Source organism: Streptomyces sp. DSM 116795, assembly GCF_055792905.1.
Map to the genome: position 1 here is coordinate 591,554 of NZ_CM147707.1, position 16,322 is coordinate 607,875.

General features: G+C 71.3%; 15 protein-coding genes. 9 read left to right on the forward strand and 6 right to left on the reverse strand.

Annotated features, from left to right (window positions below; translation table 11 throughout):
- Positions 1–51 precede the first annotated feature (51 nt).
- The 3 genes from ACSMXX_RS02560 to ACSMXX_RS02570 form a co-directional block, all read right to left on the reverse strand.
- A complete protein-coding gene (locus ACSMXX_RS02560; protein ID WP_473182390.1) occupies positions 52–2,550 on the reverse strand; it encodes a PTS ascorbate transporter subunit IIC in 2,499 nt (832 codons plus the stop codon).
- Positions 2,551–2,695: 145 nt separating this feature from the next.
- Positions 2,696–3,127 carry a TIGR03668 family PPOX class F420-dependent oxidoreductase gene (locus ACSMXX_RS02565; protein ID WP_473182391.1) on the reverse strand — a complete coding sequence of 144 codons (432 nt, stop codon included), beginning with the start codon at positions 3,125–3,127 and terminating at the stop codon, positions 2,696–2,698.
- 13 nt (positions 3,128–3,140) lie between these two features.
- Positions 3,141–3,965 (reverse strand): LLM class F420-dependent oxidoreductase, encoded by an 825-nt coding sequence (locus tag ACSMXX_RS02570; protein WP_473182392.1) that lies wholly within the window; start codon positions 3,963–3,965, stop codon positions 3,141–3,143.
- Between the two features lie 222 nt (positions 3,966–4,187).
- Here ACSMXX_RS02570 and ACSMXX_RS02575 point away from each other — a divergent pair, with 222 nt between their 5' ends.
- The 5 genes from ACSMXX_RS02575 to ACSMXX_RS02595 all read left to right on the forward strand — a co-directional run bounded on the left by ACSMXX_RS02575 (position 4,188) and on the right by ACSMXX_RS02595 (position 7,925).
- Positions 4,188–4,868 carry a DNA polymerase ligase N-terminal domain-containing protein gene (locus ACSMXX_RS02575; RefSeq protein WP_473182393.1) on the forward strand — a complete coding sequence of 227 codons (681 nt, stop codon included), beginning with the start codon at positions 4,188–4,190 and terminating at the stop codon, positions 4,866–4,868.
- 314 nt (positions 4,869–5,182) lie between these two features.
- The gene (locus tag ACSMXX_RS02580; RefSeq protein ID WP_473184598.1) at positions 5,183–5,653 is read left to right on the forward strand and encodes a methylated-DNA--[protein]-cysteine S-methyltransferase; all 471 of its coding nucleotides are present in this window, start codon (positions 5,183–5,185) and stop codon (positions 5,651–5,653) included.
- 75 nt (positions 5,654–5,728) lie between these two features.
- Positions 5,729–6,238 carry an RNA polymerase sigma factor gene (locus tag ACSMXX_RS02585; protein ID WP_473182394.1) on the forward strand — a complete coding sequence of 170 codons (510 nt, stop codon included), beginning with the start codon at positions 5,729–5,731 and terminating at the stop codon, positions 6,236–6,238.
- Positions 6,235–6,906, forward strand: a complete 672-nt coding sequence (locus ACSMXX_RS02590; protein ID WP_473182395.1) for a methylated-DNA--[protein]-cysteine S-methyltransferase — start codon at positions 6,235–6,237, stop codon at positions 6,904–6,906. The genes ACSMXX_RS02585 and ACSMXX_RS02590 overlap by 4 nt, the downstream gene beginning before the upstream one ends.
- A gap of 143 nt (positions 6,907–7,049) precedes the next feature.
- A complete protein-coding gene (locus tag ACSMXX_RS02595) occupies positions 7,050–7,925 on the forward strand; it encodes an SDR family oxidoreductase (RefSeq protein WP_473182396.1) in 876 nt (291 codons plus the stop codon).
- Here the strand turns inward: ACSMXX_RS02595 and paaK are convergent.
- The 3 genes from paaK to ACSMXX_RS02610 all read right to left on the reverse strand — a co-directional run bounded on the left by paaK (position 7,914) and on the right by ACSMXX_RS02610 (position 10,347).
- Positions 7,914–9,266 (reverse strand): phenylacetate--CoA ligase PaaK, encoded by a 1,353-nt coding sequence (gene paaK, locus ACSMXX_RS02600; protein WP_473182397.1) that lies wholly within the window; start codon positions 9,264–9,266, stop codon positions 7,914–7,916. The two genes, ACSMXX_RS02595 and paaK, sit on opposite strands and share 12 nt — an antisense overlap.
- The gene (gene paaI / locus ACSMXX_RS02605) at positions 9,263–9,682 is read right to left on the reverse strand and encodes a hydroxyphenylacetyl-CoA thioesterase PaaI (protein WP_473182398.1); all 420 of its coding nucleotides are present in this window, start codon (positions 9,680–9,682) and stop codon (positions 9,263–9,265) included. The genes paaK and paaI overlap by 4 nt, the downstream gene beginning before the upstream one ends.
- A 194-nt stretch (positions 9,683–9,876) precedes the next feature.
- Positions 9,877–10,347 carry an ATP-binding protein gene (locus tag ACSMXX_RS02610; RefSeq protein WP_473182399.1) on the reverse strand — a complete coding sequence of 157 codons (471 nt, stop codon included), beginning with the start codon at positions 10,345–10,347 and terminating at the stop codon, positions 9,877–9,879.
- 567 nt (positions 10,348–10,914) lie between these two features.
- Here ACSMXX_RS02610 and ACSMXX_RS02615 point away from each other — a divergent pair.
- Genes ACSMXX_RS02615 through ACSMXX_RS02630 form a run of 4 tightly spaced genes read left to right on the forward strand, consistent with a single transcriptional unit; the run spans position 10,915 to position 16,305 of the window.
- Positions 10,915–12,504 carry a hydantoinase/oxoprolinase N-terminal domain-containing protein gene (locus tag ACSMXX_RS02615; protein WP_473182400.1) on the forward strand — a complete coding sequence of 530 codons (1,590 nt, stop codon included), beginning with the start codon at positions 10,915–10,917 and terminating at the stop codon, positions 12,502–12,504.
- Positions 12,504–13,619: a DUF917 domain-containing protein gene (locus ACSMXX_RS02620; protein ID WP_473182401.1), complete on the forward strand. Its 1,116-nt coding sequence runs from the start codon at positions 12,504–12,506 to the stop codon at positions 13,617–13,619. Before ACSMXX_RS02615 ends, ACSMXX_RS02620 begins: the two co-directional genes overlap by 1 nt.
- A 59-nt stretch (positions 13,620–13,678) precedes the next feature.
- Positions 13,679–14,743 carry a DUF917 domain-containing protein gene (locus ACSMXX_RS02625; RefSeq protein ID WP_473182402.1) on the forward strand — a complete coding sequence of 355 codons (1,065 nt, stop codon included), beginning with the start codon at positions 13,679–13,681 and terminating at the stop codon, positions 14,741–14,743.
- Positions 14,740–16,305: a helix-turn-helix domain-containing protein gene (locus tag ACSMXX_RS02630; RefSeq protein WP_473182403.1), complete on the forward strand. Its 1,566-nt coding sequence runs from the start codon at positions 14,740–14,742 to the stop codon at positions 16,303–16,305. The genes ACSMXX_RS02625 and ACSMXX_RS02630 overlap by 4 nt, the downstream gene beginning before the upstream one ends.
- Positions 16,306–16,322: the final 17 nt, after the last annotated feature.

Here is a 16,322-nt window from a genome sequence, read left to right on the forward strand (position 1 = left end):
GTCGAGGGCGATCCGGATGAGCCGCGGCGGCAGGGCTGCTGCGGCGGCGGGTCACTCCCCCTTCGCGGGAGGAGGTGGCGGAGCCGGTGCGCCGCGGGGCGGAGCGATCTTCGCTTGCCCCTGGGCTTGGCCCTGCGCTTGCCCCTGCACGTGACCCGCACCGGCACCCGCACCCGTCTCCGCCGCCGGTCCTGCCGACTGGGCGGGGATGCCGGCGGCGGCGCCGGCCGTCGCGGGGCCGCCCGCGTCGTCCTGCTGCGGCGGCAGCAGGGCGTCGCGGCGTGCGCCGGGGTTCCAGCCGGGTTCCACCACGCGCTTCTGCATCAGCACGGCGCCGCCGAGCACCACGGCGCCGATCAGCAGCATCAGTACGACACCCGCGGTCTCGCCCGCCTTGGCGGCGTTGCCGATGAGAATGCCGAACCAGCCGAAGTCCGCGTCCCCGAACGTCGTGTTCTCCTCGCCGAAGGCGCCGAGCACCTTCAGCAGCAGCGCCGGCAGGAAGGTGATGAGGACACCGTTGAGGAAGGCGCCGACTGCCGCGCCGCGCCTGCCGCCCGTCGCGTTGCCGTAGACGCCTGCGGCACCGCCGGTGAAGAAGTGCGGCACGAGCCCCGGCAGTACCAGCGCGAGCCCGAAGGCGGGGCCGAAGACGACGGTGAGAAGTCCCAGCGAGGCCAGCCCACCGGTGAAGCTGGCGATGAAGCCGATCAGCACGGCGTTCTGCGCGTACGGGAAGACCATCGGCGCGTCCAGGGACGGCACCGCACCGGGCACGACCCTTGCGGCGATCCCCTGGAAGGCAGGGACGAGTTCGCCGAGGATCGTACGGACGCCGAAGAGGATGACGGCGACGGAGATGCCGAACTGCAGGCCCTGCATCACGGCGCTCATCACGTAGTTGCCGACGTCGGTCGCCACCTCTCCCCCGCCGGCCGCGAACGCTTTGAACGCCGTCTCCCGGCCTGCCTTCGCCAGGTGGACCAGCGCCATGATCACGTAGATCAGCAGCATGGACAGGGCGGTGGCGACCATCGAGTCACGCAGGAAACGCAGCCCCTCGGGCAGGTTCATCTCCTCGGTGCTGCGGCTGCGCCTGCCGATGAGCTGCCCGGTGGCGCCCGCGGCGACGTAGCCCGCAGTGCCGAAGTGCCCGACGGCGATGCTGTTGTTGCCCGTGATCCGCTTCGTCCACGGATGGGCGAAGGCGGGCATCGAGACGAGCATGATGCCCAGCAGCACTCCGCCGACGATGACGACGACCACCGGCGAGAGCCCGGCCGTGGCCAGCACCATGGTCGTCAGCGTGGCCATGAACAGGATGTGATGGCCGGTCAGGAAGACGTACCGCAGCGGCGTGAAGCGGGCCAGCAGCAGACTCAGCGCGAATCCGGTGATCATCAGCCAGGCGACGCGGGCGCCGAACTGCTCCTGCGCGATGCCGACGATGGCCTCGTTGGTGGGGATCACGCCGTGTGCGCCGGTCGAGCCCTGGATCATCTCGCCCAGCGGTGCGAGGGAGTCGACGACGAGGCCGGCGCCGGCATTGATCAGCAGGAAGCCGAGGGTCGCCTTGATGGCGCCGCCGACGACCTGGCCGGCCGGCTTCTTCAGCGCGATCAGGCCGACGGCCGTGATCAGCCCGATCAGATACGGAGGCTGGCTGAGGATCTCGTTGACGAGAAACTCGGCGGTGGAGATGAGCGGGCCCATGGTGCCGCCTGCTCCCTTCCCGTCGTCAGACGTCGTAGGTGTCGCGAAGAGCACCGTCGACCTCGCGGTGCTGGTGAAGTCCTCGATGATCCGGACCGGGACGCCCACGTCCGCCAGGGCCGCCGCGATCTCGCGGGAGGTGAACACGGCGACGGCTTCCGAGGCCTTGCCCTTCGCCGAGACGGTGTCCGTGGCCTCCACGGTGACGTGGGCGGTCCAGCCCCAGCGCTGCAGCACCTGCTCCAGGGTGTTCTTCAGGAACAGGCTCGTGCCCAGGCCGTTGCCGCACACCGTGAGGATCTTGTGCACGGTGGCACTGCTCTCGTCCCGGGCCGCCGCCTTGCGCCGGCCCGAACGCCCGGCGTTCCCGCCCCCGTTCCCGCCCCCGTGCCCGCCTGCGAGGACGGCGAGCAGCGCGTCCGGCGAGGCGGCGTCCTTCAGCGCCCGCGCCGTCGCCGGGTCGGCCAGCAGCTTCGCCAGCCCCGCGAGTGCCGCCTGGTGGGCGCCCTGGTCCTCGGCGGCGAGGCCGACGACCAGTTCCACGGGATCGTTCGACTCGTGCCCGAACTCCACCGGTTCCGCGAGCCGCACCCACGACATGCCGGTTCTCAGCACCGCGGGTGACGGGCGCGCGTGCGCGAGCGCGAAGCCGGGCGCGATGACGATGTACGGACCGTTCTCCTCGACGTTCCGGATCATCTCGGCGGTGTAGTCGCCTGTGCTGGTCCCGGTCCGTGTCATCAGCTCGCCGGCGAGCCGGACGGCCTCCCGCCAGTCCGCTGCCGGGGCCTCAAGGCTCACGGCGTCACTGGGGAGGAGTTCACTCACTGTCGCCATGAGGCGGATCGTTGCACGTTCACCGAGCAGCGGGAATGGCGGGGCCCGCAAGCGGACCCGCCCGCTCCGGCTCACGGACGGGCGGGTCGCTCCGGCTGACGGAGAGGGCAGCTCCGGCGAGCTGACCGTCCCGCTCCGCCGGGTGTCACACGGCCCGCCAGCCGGTCCACCGCGTCACCGCGATCTCGACGACGGGCCCTTGCGGCGGCCTCGGCCCGTACTGCCGGGCGTACTTCCGGGTGAGCAGCTCCGCGTATCCGGCGGACGCCGTGGAGCTGTCCGGCGCCGGCAGGACGCGCGCCGTGCCGTCGGCGCGCGCCCACCAGAGCCGCTCCCAGTCCTCGTCGTACGCGTCGGTGAGGAGGGCGACCGCCGGGTTGGCGCGGATGTTGGCGAGCCGCTTCAGCCGCTGCGACCGTTTCGGCTTGTGGTCGACGGCGAAGACCATGACGTCCCCGGTGAGGGCGAAGGTGACGGGCACGAGGTGCGGGCGTCCGGCCTCGTCGGCGGTGGCCAGGGTGGCGGCACGCGCCCGCGCGAAGCGTTCCCGCGCCTCGTCGCCCGTCATCTTCGGCATGGCGGGCCGCCGCTCAACGGAACCGGTCGGCGCACGCCGCGAGCCGGTCGAGAACCTCCAGCGACTCGCCCTCGGGACGGGTCGGCAGATACAGCAGCAGGCGCTCGACGCCGAGCTGTGCGTAGCCCTCGATCGCCGCGGGGTCGTCCGGAGTGGCGTACACCGTCACCGGCACTTCCCGGCCGGCGATCGCGCGCATCCGCTCGATCTTCGGCCCCAGCTCTTCGGGCGAGGTCCGGTTGGCGAGCCACGTGTCCCCGAGGGCGGCGATCCGCTTGAAGGCGCCCTCGGCGCCGCCGACCCAGACGGGCGGATGCGGACGCTGCACGGGCTTGGGCCACGAGTAGACCGGGTCGAAGTCGACGAACTCCCCGTGGAATTCGGCCTTCTCCGCGGTCCACAGCTCGCGGATCGCGCGCAGCCGCTCGTCGGCGAGGCGCCCGCGCGTGTACGGGTCGGTCCCGTGGTTCTCCATCTCCTCACGGTTCCAGCCGACGCCGACGCCGAAGACCGCACGCCCGCCGGAGACGAGGTCGAGCGATGCCACTTCCTTCGCCGTGACGATCGGGTCCCGCTGCGCCACCAGCGCGATGCCGGTGCCCAGCAGCAGCCGGTCGGTGACTGCGGCGGCGGCGCTGAGGGCGACGAAAGGGTCGAGGGTGCGGTAGTACATCTCCGGCAGGTCCCCGCCTCCGGGGTAGGGCGAGCGGCGGTCCACGGGGATGTGGGTGTGTTCGGCGATCAGCAGCGAGTCGAAGCCGCGCTCCTCGACGGCGCGGCCCAGGGCGTCGGGAGCGATCCCCTGATCGGTGATGAAGGTCGATACGCCGAATTTCACGGTGGTTGCTTCCCTTCGGTTCGCGTCTCGGTGTGCGCGCGGGTGGCCCCGGACGGCGGAGGTACCCGGTTTCGCGCCGTTCACTACAGCGCACCGGGACGCCGCGGTCTTCCCTCGGGGCCCGCTCGGTGCCGGTTGCCCGTCGCCCGTGACGCGTACGGGTGCGTGAGGCGGCGCTCGTGGGCACCCGTACGCGGTGTCCGCGCACCGGAAGGAGCGGCAGTGAGCGACAAGAGCAGGAAGGGCGGGAAGCGCGGCAGCGGCGGGAAGCGCCCGGAGCCGGACGCTCTGCGGAGCTACCGCGGCAAGCGGCACTTCGCGAGGACCGCCGAGCCGCGCGGCGACGCCACCGCCCGGTCCGGCACCGCACCGTCCGACACCGCACCGTCCGACACCGCCGTCGGCTTCGTCGTACAGATCCACGACGCGAGCACCCTGCACTTCGACTTCCGGCTGGAGGTGGACGGCGTACTGAAGTCCTGGTCCGTCCCGAAGGGCCCCTCGCCCGATCCGCGCGAGAAGCGGCTGGCGATGCCGACGGAGGACCACCCGCTGGAATACCGGGAGTTCGAGGGCGTGGTCCCTTCCGGGGAGTACGGGGCGGGCGCCGTCATCGTCTGGGACGAGGGCACCTACCGGCCGCTCTCCCACGACTTCGCGGACGCGCTGCGGCGCGGTCATGCCACGTTCTGGCTGGACGGCGCGAAGCTCCGGGGCGGCTACGCGCTCACGCGCTTCCGCGGCGGCGGAGCCGGCGACGACGGCCGCGAGGCATGGCTGCTGGTGAAGGAGAACGACGCGCGGGCCGCGCGCGAGGGCCGCACTCCCGATCCGCAGCGGGCCCGCTCGGCGCGCAGCGGCCGGACGCTGAAACAGGTGGCCGCGGAGGCCGGGTCCGGCTGAGCTTCCGGGAGTGACGAGAGATCCGGAGATTTCTCCGCGCCTCGTCTCACGTCCGGGCCTTCCGCGACGTCTTCCTTGTGTGGACCGGAAGAATCGGCCCACGCGGCACGGAAGGGAGCGGGGCCATGACAGCACAGACGGACGCCGGCCACACCGGCGACGCGGAGGACGCCACGGGTGCCTCGGGTTCGACGGACGCGACGGACGCGACGGACGCGACGGGCGCCACGGACGCGGAGGGCACGGCGTACCCCGGGAGCCCGGGCGACGCGGCGGCCACCGGGCGCGTCAGGCACACCGTCGTCGGCTCACCGCTGGGTGCGCTCACGCTAGTCGCGGACGGCGAAGCCCTGACCGGCGTCTACTTCGAGGACCACCTGCGCGGTCCGTCCCCGCACGCGCTCGGACCACGCGACGAGACCGGCTTCAGCGAGACGGAACAGCAGCTCAAGGAGTACTTCGCGGGAGAGCGGCAGCGCTTCGACCTGCCGCTGGCACCGCGCGGTGAGCCCTTCCGGCAGCGTGTGTGGCGGCTGCTGCGGCAGATCCCGTACGGGGAGACCCGCTCGTACGGACAGCTCGCCCGGGAGCTGGGCGACCCGGCCATGGCGCAAGCGGTCGGCGCCGCCAACGGCCGCAACCCGCTGTCCGTGATCGTGCCCTGCCACCGCGTCGTCGGCGCCGACGGTTCCCTGACGGGTTACGCGGGCGGGCTGGAGCGCAAGCGGTTCCTGCTGGAGCTGGAAGGTGCCGGATCGGTGACGAGGACCGCCCGGCTCTTCTGAGGGCCCCTTCCGGCGGGGGCCGTCTCGTCCGGCGGCCGGCGGGCCGTGATTCGCCTACGGGGTGTGAGTGTGAGCTTGAGACCTTTCGAAGAGATCGTCACCGAGTACGGCCCGATGGTGCTCCGGGTGTGCCGGGCCGTCGTCGGCCCGTCGGACGCCGAGGACGCCTGGTCGGAGACGTTCCTCGCCGCCCTGAAGGCGTACCCGCGGCTGCCGGAGGACGCCCGCGTCGAGGCGTGGCTGGTGACGATCGCGCACCGCAAGGCCATCGACGCGGCGCGGGCCGGCGCACGGCGTCCCCTCGCGGTGCCCGAGGTCCCGGAGCCCGCCGCTGCGTCCGGCGCGCAGGAGCAGCCGGCGCCGGAGTGGCAGCGCGACGGGGAGCTGTGGGACGCCCTGAAGGCGCTGCCGCAGCGGCAGCGCGCGGCGGTCGCCTACCACTATCTGGCCGGCCTGCCCTACAAGGAGATCGCGGCCGTCACGGGCGGCAGCACCGACGCGGCACGCAGGGCCGCGGCTGACGGCGTCAAATCCCTGCGCAGAAGTCTTACGCGCCATACGGAGGAGAGAGGCGAGGAACGATGACGACGCCCCCGAGCGACAAGACCGGGCCGACCGGCGAGTCCGGCGTGGCCTCAGCACACGGAACCGGAGCCGGCCTCGATCTGTTCGCGGCCCTGCCGGCCACGGACGCCGCGGCACACGAGCGTCTCCATGCCCGTCTGGCCGCGTCCGCGGAGCGGGAAGGGGTCCTGGACGTCGCCTACCGCACGCTGGAGACGCCCGTCGGGTCCCTGCTGCTCGCCGCCACGGAACAGGGTCTGGTCCGCGTCGCCTACGACGTACAGGACCATGACGCCGTGCTGGCGGATCTCGCGGACCGTGTCAGCCCTCGCGTGCTGCTGGCACCCGCACGGCTGGCGCAGGCCGTGCGGCAGATCGAGGAGTACTTCGAGGGGCGGCGCACCCGCTTCGAGCTCGCCCTGGATCTGCGGCTGGCCAGGGGGTTCCGGCGGGAGGTGATCACGCACCTGCCGGACATCGGCTACGGACGGACCGAGAGCTACGCACAGGTGGCGGCCGCGGCGGGCAGCCCGAGAGCCGTACGCGCCGTCGGCACCGCCTGCGCGACCAACCCCCTGCCGGTCGTCGTCCCGTGCCACCGCGTCGTCCGTTCGGACGGCTCAGCCGGCGGCTACGCGGGCGGAGCCGAGGCCAAACGGACCCTGCTGGGCCTGGAGGCCGCGGCCTGACCGGTGCCGCGGACCGACCTGCGCCCGCCGGCCGCAGGGACGGCGCGGGACGGTCAACAGGGCCGTTGCCGGGCACTCTTCCAGCACCGGCAGTGTCACCGGACCCCCGGTGCCCGGTCTCGCGGACGAGGAGCAGCACCCCCATGAACCACGACCCCACCCCCGGCAGCTCCGGCACCCCCGGCAGCCCCGGCAGCTCCGGCACCCCCGGAGGCAAGGTCGCCGTCGTCACCGGCTCGGAGTCGGGCATCGGCAGGGCGACCGCCGCCGCGCTGGCCAGGGACGGATTCGACGTCGGCGTGACCTGGTTCGCGGACGAGGCGGACGCGCGTGAGACCGCGGATCAGGTGCGCGGTCACGGACGGCGTGCCGAGGTACGTCACCTCGACCTGACGCGGCTCCCCGGACCGGAGGCGGTCGTCGACGAATTCGCGGACGCCTTCGGCCGGTTGGACGTCCTCGTCAATGCCGCCGGGACCAACCGTTCGGCCCCGTTCACCGAGATCGCCTTCGAGGACTTCCGGCATGTGATGCGGGTGGACCTGGAAGGGCCGTTGCTGCTGAGCCAGCGCGCCGCACGCCGGATGATCGGCCAGGGGCACGGGGGCCGCATCATCAACGTCACGTCCGTGCACGAGCACACGCCGCTGCCCTTGTCGGCCGCGTACAACACCGCCAAGCACGGACTGGGCGGACTGACGAAGTCGATGGCGGTCGAACTGGCCAAGCACGGCATCACGGTGAACGCCGTCGCCCCGGGCCTGATCGCCACCCGGATGTCGGGCCTGGAGGACGCCGACGTCCGCACTCTCCACCGCCCGGCGCTGCCAGTGCCCCGCCCCGGCGACCCGCGCGAGGTCGCCTCGCTCATCGCATGGCTCGCCTCGGACGCGGCGTCCTACACCACCGGCCAGTCGTACCCCGTGGACGGCGGATTCCTCCTCGCCAACGCGCAGTTCACGACGGACAACTTCGGCGCCCGGGACGACCGCGGGGATCCGGGCCCGTCAGTTCCGTGAGCGCTCGTCGACGACGCGGCGGATCTTCCCGACCGAGCGCTCCAGCGTCTCCGGATCCACGATCTCGACCTCGACGCTCAGCCCGATGCCGTCCTTGACCGCCCTCGCGACCGACTGCCCGGCGGCCTCGCGCTGCCCGGCCGCGGTGCCGGGCCGGCTCTCCACACGGACGGTCATGTGGTCGAGGCGGCCGCGGGTGCCCAGCCGCAGCTGGAAGTGGGGCGCGAGGCCGGGTGTGCGCAGCAGGATCTCCTCGACCTGGCTGGGGAAGATGTTGACGCCACGCAGGATGATCATGTCGTCGCAGCGCCGGGTGACCTTCTCCATGCGGCGGAAGGCCGGGCGTGCGCTCCCGGGCAGCAGCCGCGTCAGGTCGCGGGTGCGGTAGCGGATGACGGGCATGGCCTCCTTGGTGAGGGAGGTGAAGAGCAACTCCCCTTCCTCGCCCGGTGCTTGGAGCACGTCGGTGACGGGGTCGACGATCTCCGGATAGAACTGGTCCTCCCAGATGTGCAGCCCGTCCTTGCTCTCCACGCACTCCTGCGCGACGCCGGGGCCGATCACCTCGGACAGCCCGTATATGTCGACGGCGTGGATGCCGACGCGTTCCTCGATCTCCGCGCGCATCTCCTCCGTCCACGGCTCGGCGCCGAAGATGCCCGTCCGGAGCGAGGTGCCGCGCGGATCGACGCCCTGCCGCTCGAACTCGTCCAGCAGCGTGAGCATGTAGGACGGAGTGACCATGATGATCTCGGGCCGGAAGTCCTGGATGAGCTGGACCTGGCGGGCCGTCATGCCTCCGGAGACGGGGATGACGGTGCAGCCTGCGCGTTCCGCTCCGTAGTGCGCGCCGAGTCCGCCGGTGAACAGGCCGTATCCGTAAGCGACATGGACCTTGTCCCCGGGGCGCCCGCCCGCGGCCCGGATGGAGCGGGCGACCATGTCGGCCCACATCGAGATGTCGCCCTCGGTGTAACCGACCACCGTCGGACGGCCCGTGGTGCCGCTGGAGGCGTGGATGCGGCGCACGTCCGTCATCGGCACGGCGAACATCCCGAACGGGTAGGTCTCCCGGAGATCCGCCTTGGTCGTGAAGGGGAAGCGGGTGAGGTCCTCAAGGGTGCGGCAGTCCTCGGGGCGTACTCCGGCCTCGTCGAACTTCCTTCTGTACAGCTCGACTTCGTCGTAGGCGGTGCGCAACGTCCGCTGGAGCCTCGTGAGCTGGTACGCGCGCAGCTCCTCGGCGTCCATCCGCTCGCCCGCGTCGCGCAGCTCCGAGGGCAGCGGCTCGCCGGTCCTGCGCTGCACTCCGGCCGGAGCCGGGGTCTCGCTCGTCGTCATGGGGAACCCTCCACGCGCCCTACTGTGCGGCTGCGGCCGCGGAACTCGGCTATGACCTCGCCGTCGCGCAGGACGCTCACGTCGTAGATCCCGCTGCGGCCGTAGCTGGTGCGCTCCTCGGCGAGCGCCGTGAGCGTATCGCCCTCCCGTGCGGGCCTGACGAAGGAGATGTCGGCGCCGGAGGCGACGGTGACGGGGCCGTGGCTGTTGCAGGCGCAGGCGAACGCCGTGTCGGCGAAGAGGAAGAGATAGCCGCCGTGTGCGATGCCGTGACCGTTGACCATGTCCGCGGTCACCGTCATACGCAGCCTCGCGGCGCCCTCCGCGGCCTCCAGCAGCGTGATGCCCAGCGCCCGTGACGCCTGGTCCTCGGCGAACATCGCCTGCGCCGCCCCGTCGCTCATGGCTTGCGTCATGCGTCCCACGCTCTCGGCTCTCGTACTCGCTCCGCCGACCGACCATTCGGTCACCGCCGCGGCGCGGTCCAGTAATCCAGCAACCCGATCTGCCTGTCAAGGGTGTGCGGCGAGGGCCGGCCCGGTGGCATCCGGGCAGGCGGGAGAGGACTGGATCACCTGGTGTGCGGCGGGCGGAGCGGCCGCGGCCGGGCTCAGCGAGGCCCGCGGCCGGGCCCCTGGCCATACGCCGGGGACACCACTTCGCACCAGACCGTCCTGCCGCCGTACGCCGGGGTGTAGTGCCCCCACTCGCGGCTCAGGGTGTCGACGAGCCGCAGCCCACGGCCGACCTCGTCATGGGGCGCCGCGATGCGCACGTGGGGATGCCGCCCCTTCGAACCGGGATCCCAGACCTCGATGAACAAGGCGTCGTGGTAGCGCACTGTCAGCACGATCTGCTGCACGCTGCCGCCGCCCGAAGTCCCGGCGGCCGGACTCCCGTGCTTGACGGCGTTCGAGACGAGTTCGCACGCCAACAGGGCGGCGCTATCGGTCAGTGCGCTCAAGCCCCATTCGCGCAGCAGGCGCGTGACGTGGCGGCGCGCCGCGGGGACCGCTTCAGGAACGGGGGTCAGGAATTCAACCAGTTCGAGGATTCTGTCGTCTCCGGGTGGGGGCACCATGACGGACGCGGAATGCGGCAGGGGCTCGGCGAAAGCCGTGACGGTGCGGGGGCGCGCAGACTCTGGTGTTTCTTCCTCTACAACGTCAGGCGATCGGCGGCGAGTGGTCATCTGCGCGCTCCGTGGCTTTCGTTGCAGCAGGATCCCTTCCCGCCAAACCCTCAGGGTAGGCATTCGCGGAGCCCGGAGGAAGTGTCACAGTGCCCGCGCCAGGCGCACGAACCGGCAGTGTGCACGGCCTCGTTCGCCGCCCGTCGACGTTGAAGCGATTCACACGGACCGCCGCACTGTGCACCATGCACAGGCGGATGAACGAGTCCTGGCAGAGTGCCCGCCGGTGTCCACTGCATGAGGCAGGAATCCACGTCTACAATTCGGGAATTCGCTCGCAGCCCTCCGAACCGGTCCCGCCATATCTGCTTCGGGCAGCCGTCCGTTCTGCCCGGTATTCCGCTGCGGCCGCTCCCCCGGCTCCACCCGTCCTAGAACATGGTGGACCCGGCACGTACCCCGGCTCCCCTGCCCGTCGGTGAAGCGGCGCATCAATGACCAAGGAGTTCTCACCAAATGCGGATCGGTATCGACGTCGGCGGAACGAACACGGACGCCGTACTCATGGACGGCGACTCCGTGCTGGCCGATGCGAAGGTCACCACCACCCCCGATGTGACCGACGGAATCGTGCGGGCGGTCCAAGAGCTCAAGACGCTGCGGGACTTCGACCCGGCGGGGCTCACCGGCGTGATGCTCGGGACGACCCATTTCATCAATGCGATCGTCGAGGCGCGTGACCTGGCGCCCACCGCCGCCGTACGTCTCGGGCTGCCGGCCACTCAGTCGCTGCCCCCGCTGGTGGAATGGCCCGAGAACCTGGTGAACGCCATCGGCGGCCACACCTATCTGTGTCACGGCGGGCACGAGTACGACGGGCGCGTCATCTCCCAGCTCGTCCCCGGGGAACTGCACCGGATCGCCGACGAACTCGCCGTCAAGGAGGTCCGATCGGTCGCGGTCACGTCCGTCTTCTCCCTCGTCAACGCGGAGTTCGAGCTGGAGGCGGCGGAGATCCTCACCCAGCGGGTGCCCGGGCTGCGGGTGAGCCTCTCCCACGAAGTCGGCCGCACGGGCCTGCTCGAGCGGGAGAACGCCACGGTGATCAATGCCGCGCTCGGCGAGCTCGCGGAACGGATCTGCGACGGCATGGTCGCGACGCTGCGCGCCGTCGGCCTGCATGCGCCGCTGTATCTCAGCCAGAACGACGGCACGCTCATGGGTGTGGACTACGCCCGCCGGTATCCCGTCATGACGTTCGCGTCCGGGCCGACCAACTCGATGCGGGGTGCGGCCTATCTCTCCGGCGTCGACGACTGCGCCGTCGTCGACGTCGGGGGCACGACCACGGACGTGGGCATCCTGCACCGCGGGTTTCCGCGGGAAGCCAGTACGGAAGTGAGCGTCGGCGGCATCCGCACCAACTTCCGCATGCCCGACGTGCTTTCCTTCGGTGTCGGCGGGGGCAGCGTCGTACGCCAGGACGACGGGAAGGTCGAAGTCGGCCCGGACAGCGTCGGATACCGGCTGCAGGACGAGGCGCTCGTGTTCGGAGGGAAGACCCTCACCGCCACGGATCTCGTCGTGGCCGCCGGCCGCGCACAGATCGGCGACCCCGAACCGGTGAAGGCGCTGGACCGTGACCTGGTGACCGCCGGGCTCGGCTATGTGACGGAGCGGATCACGGGAACGATCGACCGGATGCGAACCAGCCGGGCACCGGTCCCCGTGGTCCTCGTGGGGGGCGGCAGTGTCCTGCTGCCCGAGGAGCTTCCGCTGGCGTCCTCGGTGCTGCGTCCGGAGCAGTTCGCCGTCGCCAACGCGGTCGGTGCCGCCATCGCCCAGATCAGCGGGGATGTGGACCGCATCTTCGCGATCCAGCCGGGCCGGCGGGACGCCGCACTGGACACCGCGAAGCAGGAAGCCACCGACCGGGCTCTCATCGCCGGCGCCGGCCCGGGCACTGTCGAGATCGTCGAGGTCGAGGAGATCCCGCTCGCCTACCTCCCGGGCAACGCAACACGTATACGCGTCAAGGCCGTCGGGGACCTGGCCCGGGACGCCTCCGCGCCCTCCCCGGCGGCACGCGGCCGCGGAGTCCGGTGATGCCCTGGGACCTGACCCTCGCTGATCTGCCGGATCTGGCCTGGGGAGCCGCGCTGCTCGGCACCGGCGGCGGAGGCGACCCGTACCTGGGGAAAGCGCTGGCAGCCGATTCCCTCGCAGCGGCCGACGGGCGCGTTCAGTTCCTCGATCCGGAGGAGCTGGACGAGGACGCTCTCGTCGTCACCGCCGCCATGATGGGAGCACCGACCGTCGTCGTGGAGAAGCTGCCGAACGGCACGGAAGCGGCCATCGCACTGCGGGCGTTGGAGCGCCACCTGGGCCGGCCCGTCACAGCTGTGATGCCCGCCGAGTGCGGCGGAATGAATTCGATGGTCCCGCTGCTCGCCGCCGCTCAGCTCGGGCTGCCCGTCGTCGATGCCGACGGAATGGGCCGCGCGTTCCCCGAGTTGTCTATGACGACCTTCGGCGCGAGCGGTCTGCCCGGCTCTCCCATGGCGATCGCGGACGAGCAGGGCAGCGTGGCGGTCGTCGACACCGGACCGGAAAACCGGCGGCTGGAGTCGCTTGCCCGTGCCCTTGCCGTCAGCATGGGCGCCTCGGCGTGGATGGCGCTCTATCCCATGAGCGGCGCCGACGTCCGCCGTACGGCAGTGCCGCGCACCGTGAGCACGGCCCTCGAGCTGGGACGGGCGGTGCGCGAGGCGCGGGAGGGTCACCGTGATCCGTTCGCGGAGCTGACGGAGACGCTGTCGCGCACGGTGTACCGGCACGGGAGGGTCGTGTTCTCCGGCAAGGTCGTCGATGTGGACCGCCGCACGACGGACGGCTTCGCCCGGGGTCGTGCCTGCGTCGCCGCCGACGGCACGGAAGACACCGGAGGCACCGAAGGCGCATGCGAACTCGTCTTCCAGAATGAGAATCTCCTGGCACGGATCGACGGCCGGACTGTCGCCGTCGTACCCGATCTCGTCACCGTCCTGCACGCGGAGTCGGGGCAGCCGGTCACCACCGAGGCACTGTCTTTCGGACAGCGCGTGCGGGTGTTCGTGATCTCGGCTCCGGACCGGCTGTGCACCCCGGAGGCGCTCGCGGCGTTCGGGCCGCGGGCCTTCGGCCTCGACGAGGACTACCGTCCCGTCGCACCGGTTCCATAGGCATATTTCATTTCGGCCATTGACCGCTTCGGCTCGGTGAGCGACAGCACAATGGTCACATGTGGCAGTTCACGATCGAGGATGTGCCGGCACTGTCCCGGGCGGCGATGCTGCTCGGCACAGGCGGCGGGGGCGGCACCGGCACCGAGCTCGTGGAGCCCATCCTCCGGCGGGCGTTACGGGAGCACGGTCCGGTCCAGGTGGTGCGACCCGGCGAACTGCCGCCCGAGAGCCTTGCGGTGCCGGTCGGCTTCGTCGGCTCCGGAACGGTCATGCATGAAAAGCCGTACGAGGGCAGCGAGATCGTCCGCGCGATACGAGGAGTCGAACGGCACACCGGCGTGACGGTCCAGGCGGTGACGGGGGTGGCCATGACCGGCATCATGGCCGTCGTCCCGGTCATAGCAGCCGCGCAGCTCGGGCTGCCGCTCGTGGACGCCGACGGCACGGGGCGGGGTGTCACCAAGCTCAGCCAGACCACGCTGACGATGGCCGGGATCGATCTCACCCCGGCGGCCTTCACCGCCGACAAGGGGTCCAACCTCCTGGTGGACGGGGTGAACAGCGCCGACGCGGAATCGGTGATCCGGCTGTCGATGCCGGCGATGGGCGGCTGGGCAGGAATGGCCTGGCGGCCGCTTTCCACGGACGAGATCACCAAAGGCATGCTGGTCGGCTCGTACACCAGGGCGGTCGAGATGGGACGCCTGCTCGAGGACCGCGACCGGGAAGGGCTGGCGGCCGGCTACGGGGCACGGACTCTCTTCGAGGGCAAGGTCGTCGAAGTACCGCGGCGGCACCTCGGCCAGTCCACCACGGGCACCGTCGTCGTCGAGCACAGTGAACAGCCCGACCGTGCGCTGCGCATCGAGATGCAGAACGAGTACCTCGTCGCACTCGAGGACGGCCGCATCAAGGCCTGCGTACCGGACCTGATCTGTGTCCTGGAGCAGGAGACGGGCAGATGTCTGACGGCTGAGCGTGTGCGCTACGGCCTGTGGGTCGAGGTGCTGGCGATCCCCTGCGATCCGCAGTGGCGCAGTGAAGCCGGGCTGGAACTGCTCGGGCCCCGTGCGTTCGGTTACGACATGGACTACGTACCGCTGGAGGGGGCTGCCAAGTGACGGCGTCCTGGCAGCCGGTGACGGTCCGCATGCTGTGCGGGCTGGAGGGGCTGGTGGGCGCGCATCTCGCCGCCGGAGAGGCGGGTCTCGACCAAGAGGTGCGCTCGATCGAGGTCGTCTCGACCCTGGCGAGTGCGGAATCGGTCACTCCCGGCGCGCTCGTCATTGCAGCTCCCGGCGAGACCGAACTCGTCGTCCTGGACATGATGCTCAGTGCCGTACGCGCCGCGGGCGCGGTCGGGTTCGTGGTGACGAACGGACCGCACCTGGTCGGCTCCGCCACCCGGCTGGCCGGCAAACTGGGCATGCCGCTGCTCGTCGCCACCTTCAAGGACCCGCTTCAGCTGGCGCGGCAGCTCGACTGCGTCGTCCACGCGCCCGAACTGGTACGGGCGGACGTGCTGAGTCAACTCGGCCGGCACCTGCGTCGCCGTCACGCCGAACCCGGCCCGGTCCTGGACACTCTGGAGCGCATGCTCAGCGGACAGGCCGGGCTGATCAGCCCCGTCGGTGCCGTGCTCTCGGGATCCACTCTCGCGCTGCCGGAGGGCGCGCTGACGGACCCCTCCCCGCATACGGTGTCTGGTGCCGCGGAGGGCCGGGACGGCGACCTCGTGCTCGTTCCCGTCGTCCTCGACGCCCAGTCAGGCCCTGACATGTGGCTCGCGGTGCAGCTGCCGCCGGGCCCCCGGACGTGGACGGCCACAGCGGAGCAGGCCACCGTGCTCGCCGCCGCCGCGATCACCGGCTGGGCGGCCCGGCGCCGCTTGGAAGGAGAACGCGAAGGGCGCGAACGCCGTGATCTGCTCTCCGAGTTGCTGAAGAACCCGAACCATCCCGACCGCGAGGTGGCGGAGAGCGGCCTCAGACTCGGCTGGCAGATGCACGGTTGGCACACCGGCGTCCACCTGCGCGCGATGCGCTCCCCATCGAACCGCCGTCGCATGACGGAGGTCCTCAACGCCGCGCTCTGCGAACAAGGCTTGGGCGGCCACCTCGTCGAACGCGGCGAGGGCTGGGCCTTCTGGGCGACGGTGGACCGCGAGCCGGCACATTCGTCCTCCAGGGAAGTGGTCAAGCCGCTCCGCGCCGCGCTGACTTCGCTGTCCGGCGAGGCCCCGTTGACCGCCGGGGTGGGGCGCCCGCGCAAGGGGCCGGAGGGCCTGGCCAGGACCCTGACCGAGGCACGGCAGGCATGCCTGCTGGCCGGTACGGGAGCACGCAGCGTGCGCGTCGCGCACATCGACGAGCTGGACCTGCAGCAGCTGCTCGCCGACTGGTACAGCCTGGAGTCCTTCCAGACGTACGCACGGCAGATTCTCAAGCCGCTCCATGACCGAGGCGAAACGCAGCTGATCCGTACGGTCGAGGCGTACCTCGAACACGAGTCGTCAGCCTCGTCGACGGCTGCCCATCTGGGCATCCACCGCAACACCGTCGCGGAGCGGATCGCACGCGTGGAGAGCCTGCTCGATGTGAACCTCGCACTCCCCGATCACCGGCTCGTGGTCCAACTGGCCTGCCGCACGCTGCGGTTCGGCGGCGACCGGCAGGCCTCCTGAGGCCCCGGCCGGCCGAG

What these genes read in the sequence shown, in the direction of transcription:
- ACSMXX_RS02560 (WP_473182390.1), bottom strand. Translation starts at nt 2,550, where the DNA reads ATGGCGACAGTGAGTGAACTCCTCCCCAGTGACGCCGTGAGCCTTGAG.
- ACSMXX_RS02565 (WP_473182391.1), bottom strand. Translation starts at nt 3,127, where the DNA reads ATGCCGAAGATGACGGGCGACGAGGCGCGGGAACGCTTCGCGCGGGCG.
- ACSMXX_RS02590 (WP_473182395.1), top strand. Translation starts at nt 6,235, where the DNA reads ATGACGACGCCCCCGAGCGACAAGACCGGGCCGACCGGCGAGTCCGGC.
- ACSMXX_RS02595 (WP_473182396.1), top strand. Translation starts at nt 7,050, where the DNA reads ATGAACCACGACCCCACCCCCGGCAGCTCCGGCACCCCCGGCAGCCCC.
- paaK (WP_473182397.1), bottom strand. Translation starts at nt 9,266, where the DNA reads ATGACGACGAGCGAGACCCCGGCTCCGGCCGGAGTGCAGCGCAGGACC.
- paaI (WP_473182398.1), bottom strand. Translation starts at nt 9,682, where the DNA reads ATGACGCAAGCCATGAGCGACGGGGCGGCGCAGGCGATGTTCGCCGAG.
- ACSMXX_RS02610 (WP_473182399.1), bottom strand. Translation starts at nt 10,347, where the DNA reads ATGGTGCCCCCACCCGGAGACGACAGAATCCTCGAACTGGTTGAATTC.
- ACSMXX_RS02615 (WP_473182400.1), top strand. Translation starts at nt 10,915, where the DNA reads ATGCGGATCGGTATCGACGTCGGCGGAACGAACACGGACGCCGTACTC.
- ACSMXX_RS02620 (WP_473182401.1), top strand. Translation starts at nt 12,504, where the DNA reads ATGCCCTGGGACCTGACCCTCGCTGATCTGCCGGATCTGGCCTGGGGA.
- ACSMXX_RS02625 (WP_473182402.1), top strand. Translation starts at nt 13,679, where the DNA reads ATGTGGCAGTTCACGATCGAGGATGTGCCGGCACTGTCCCGGGCGGCG.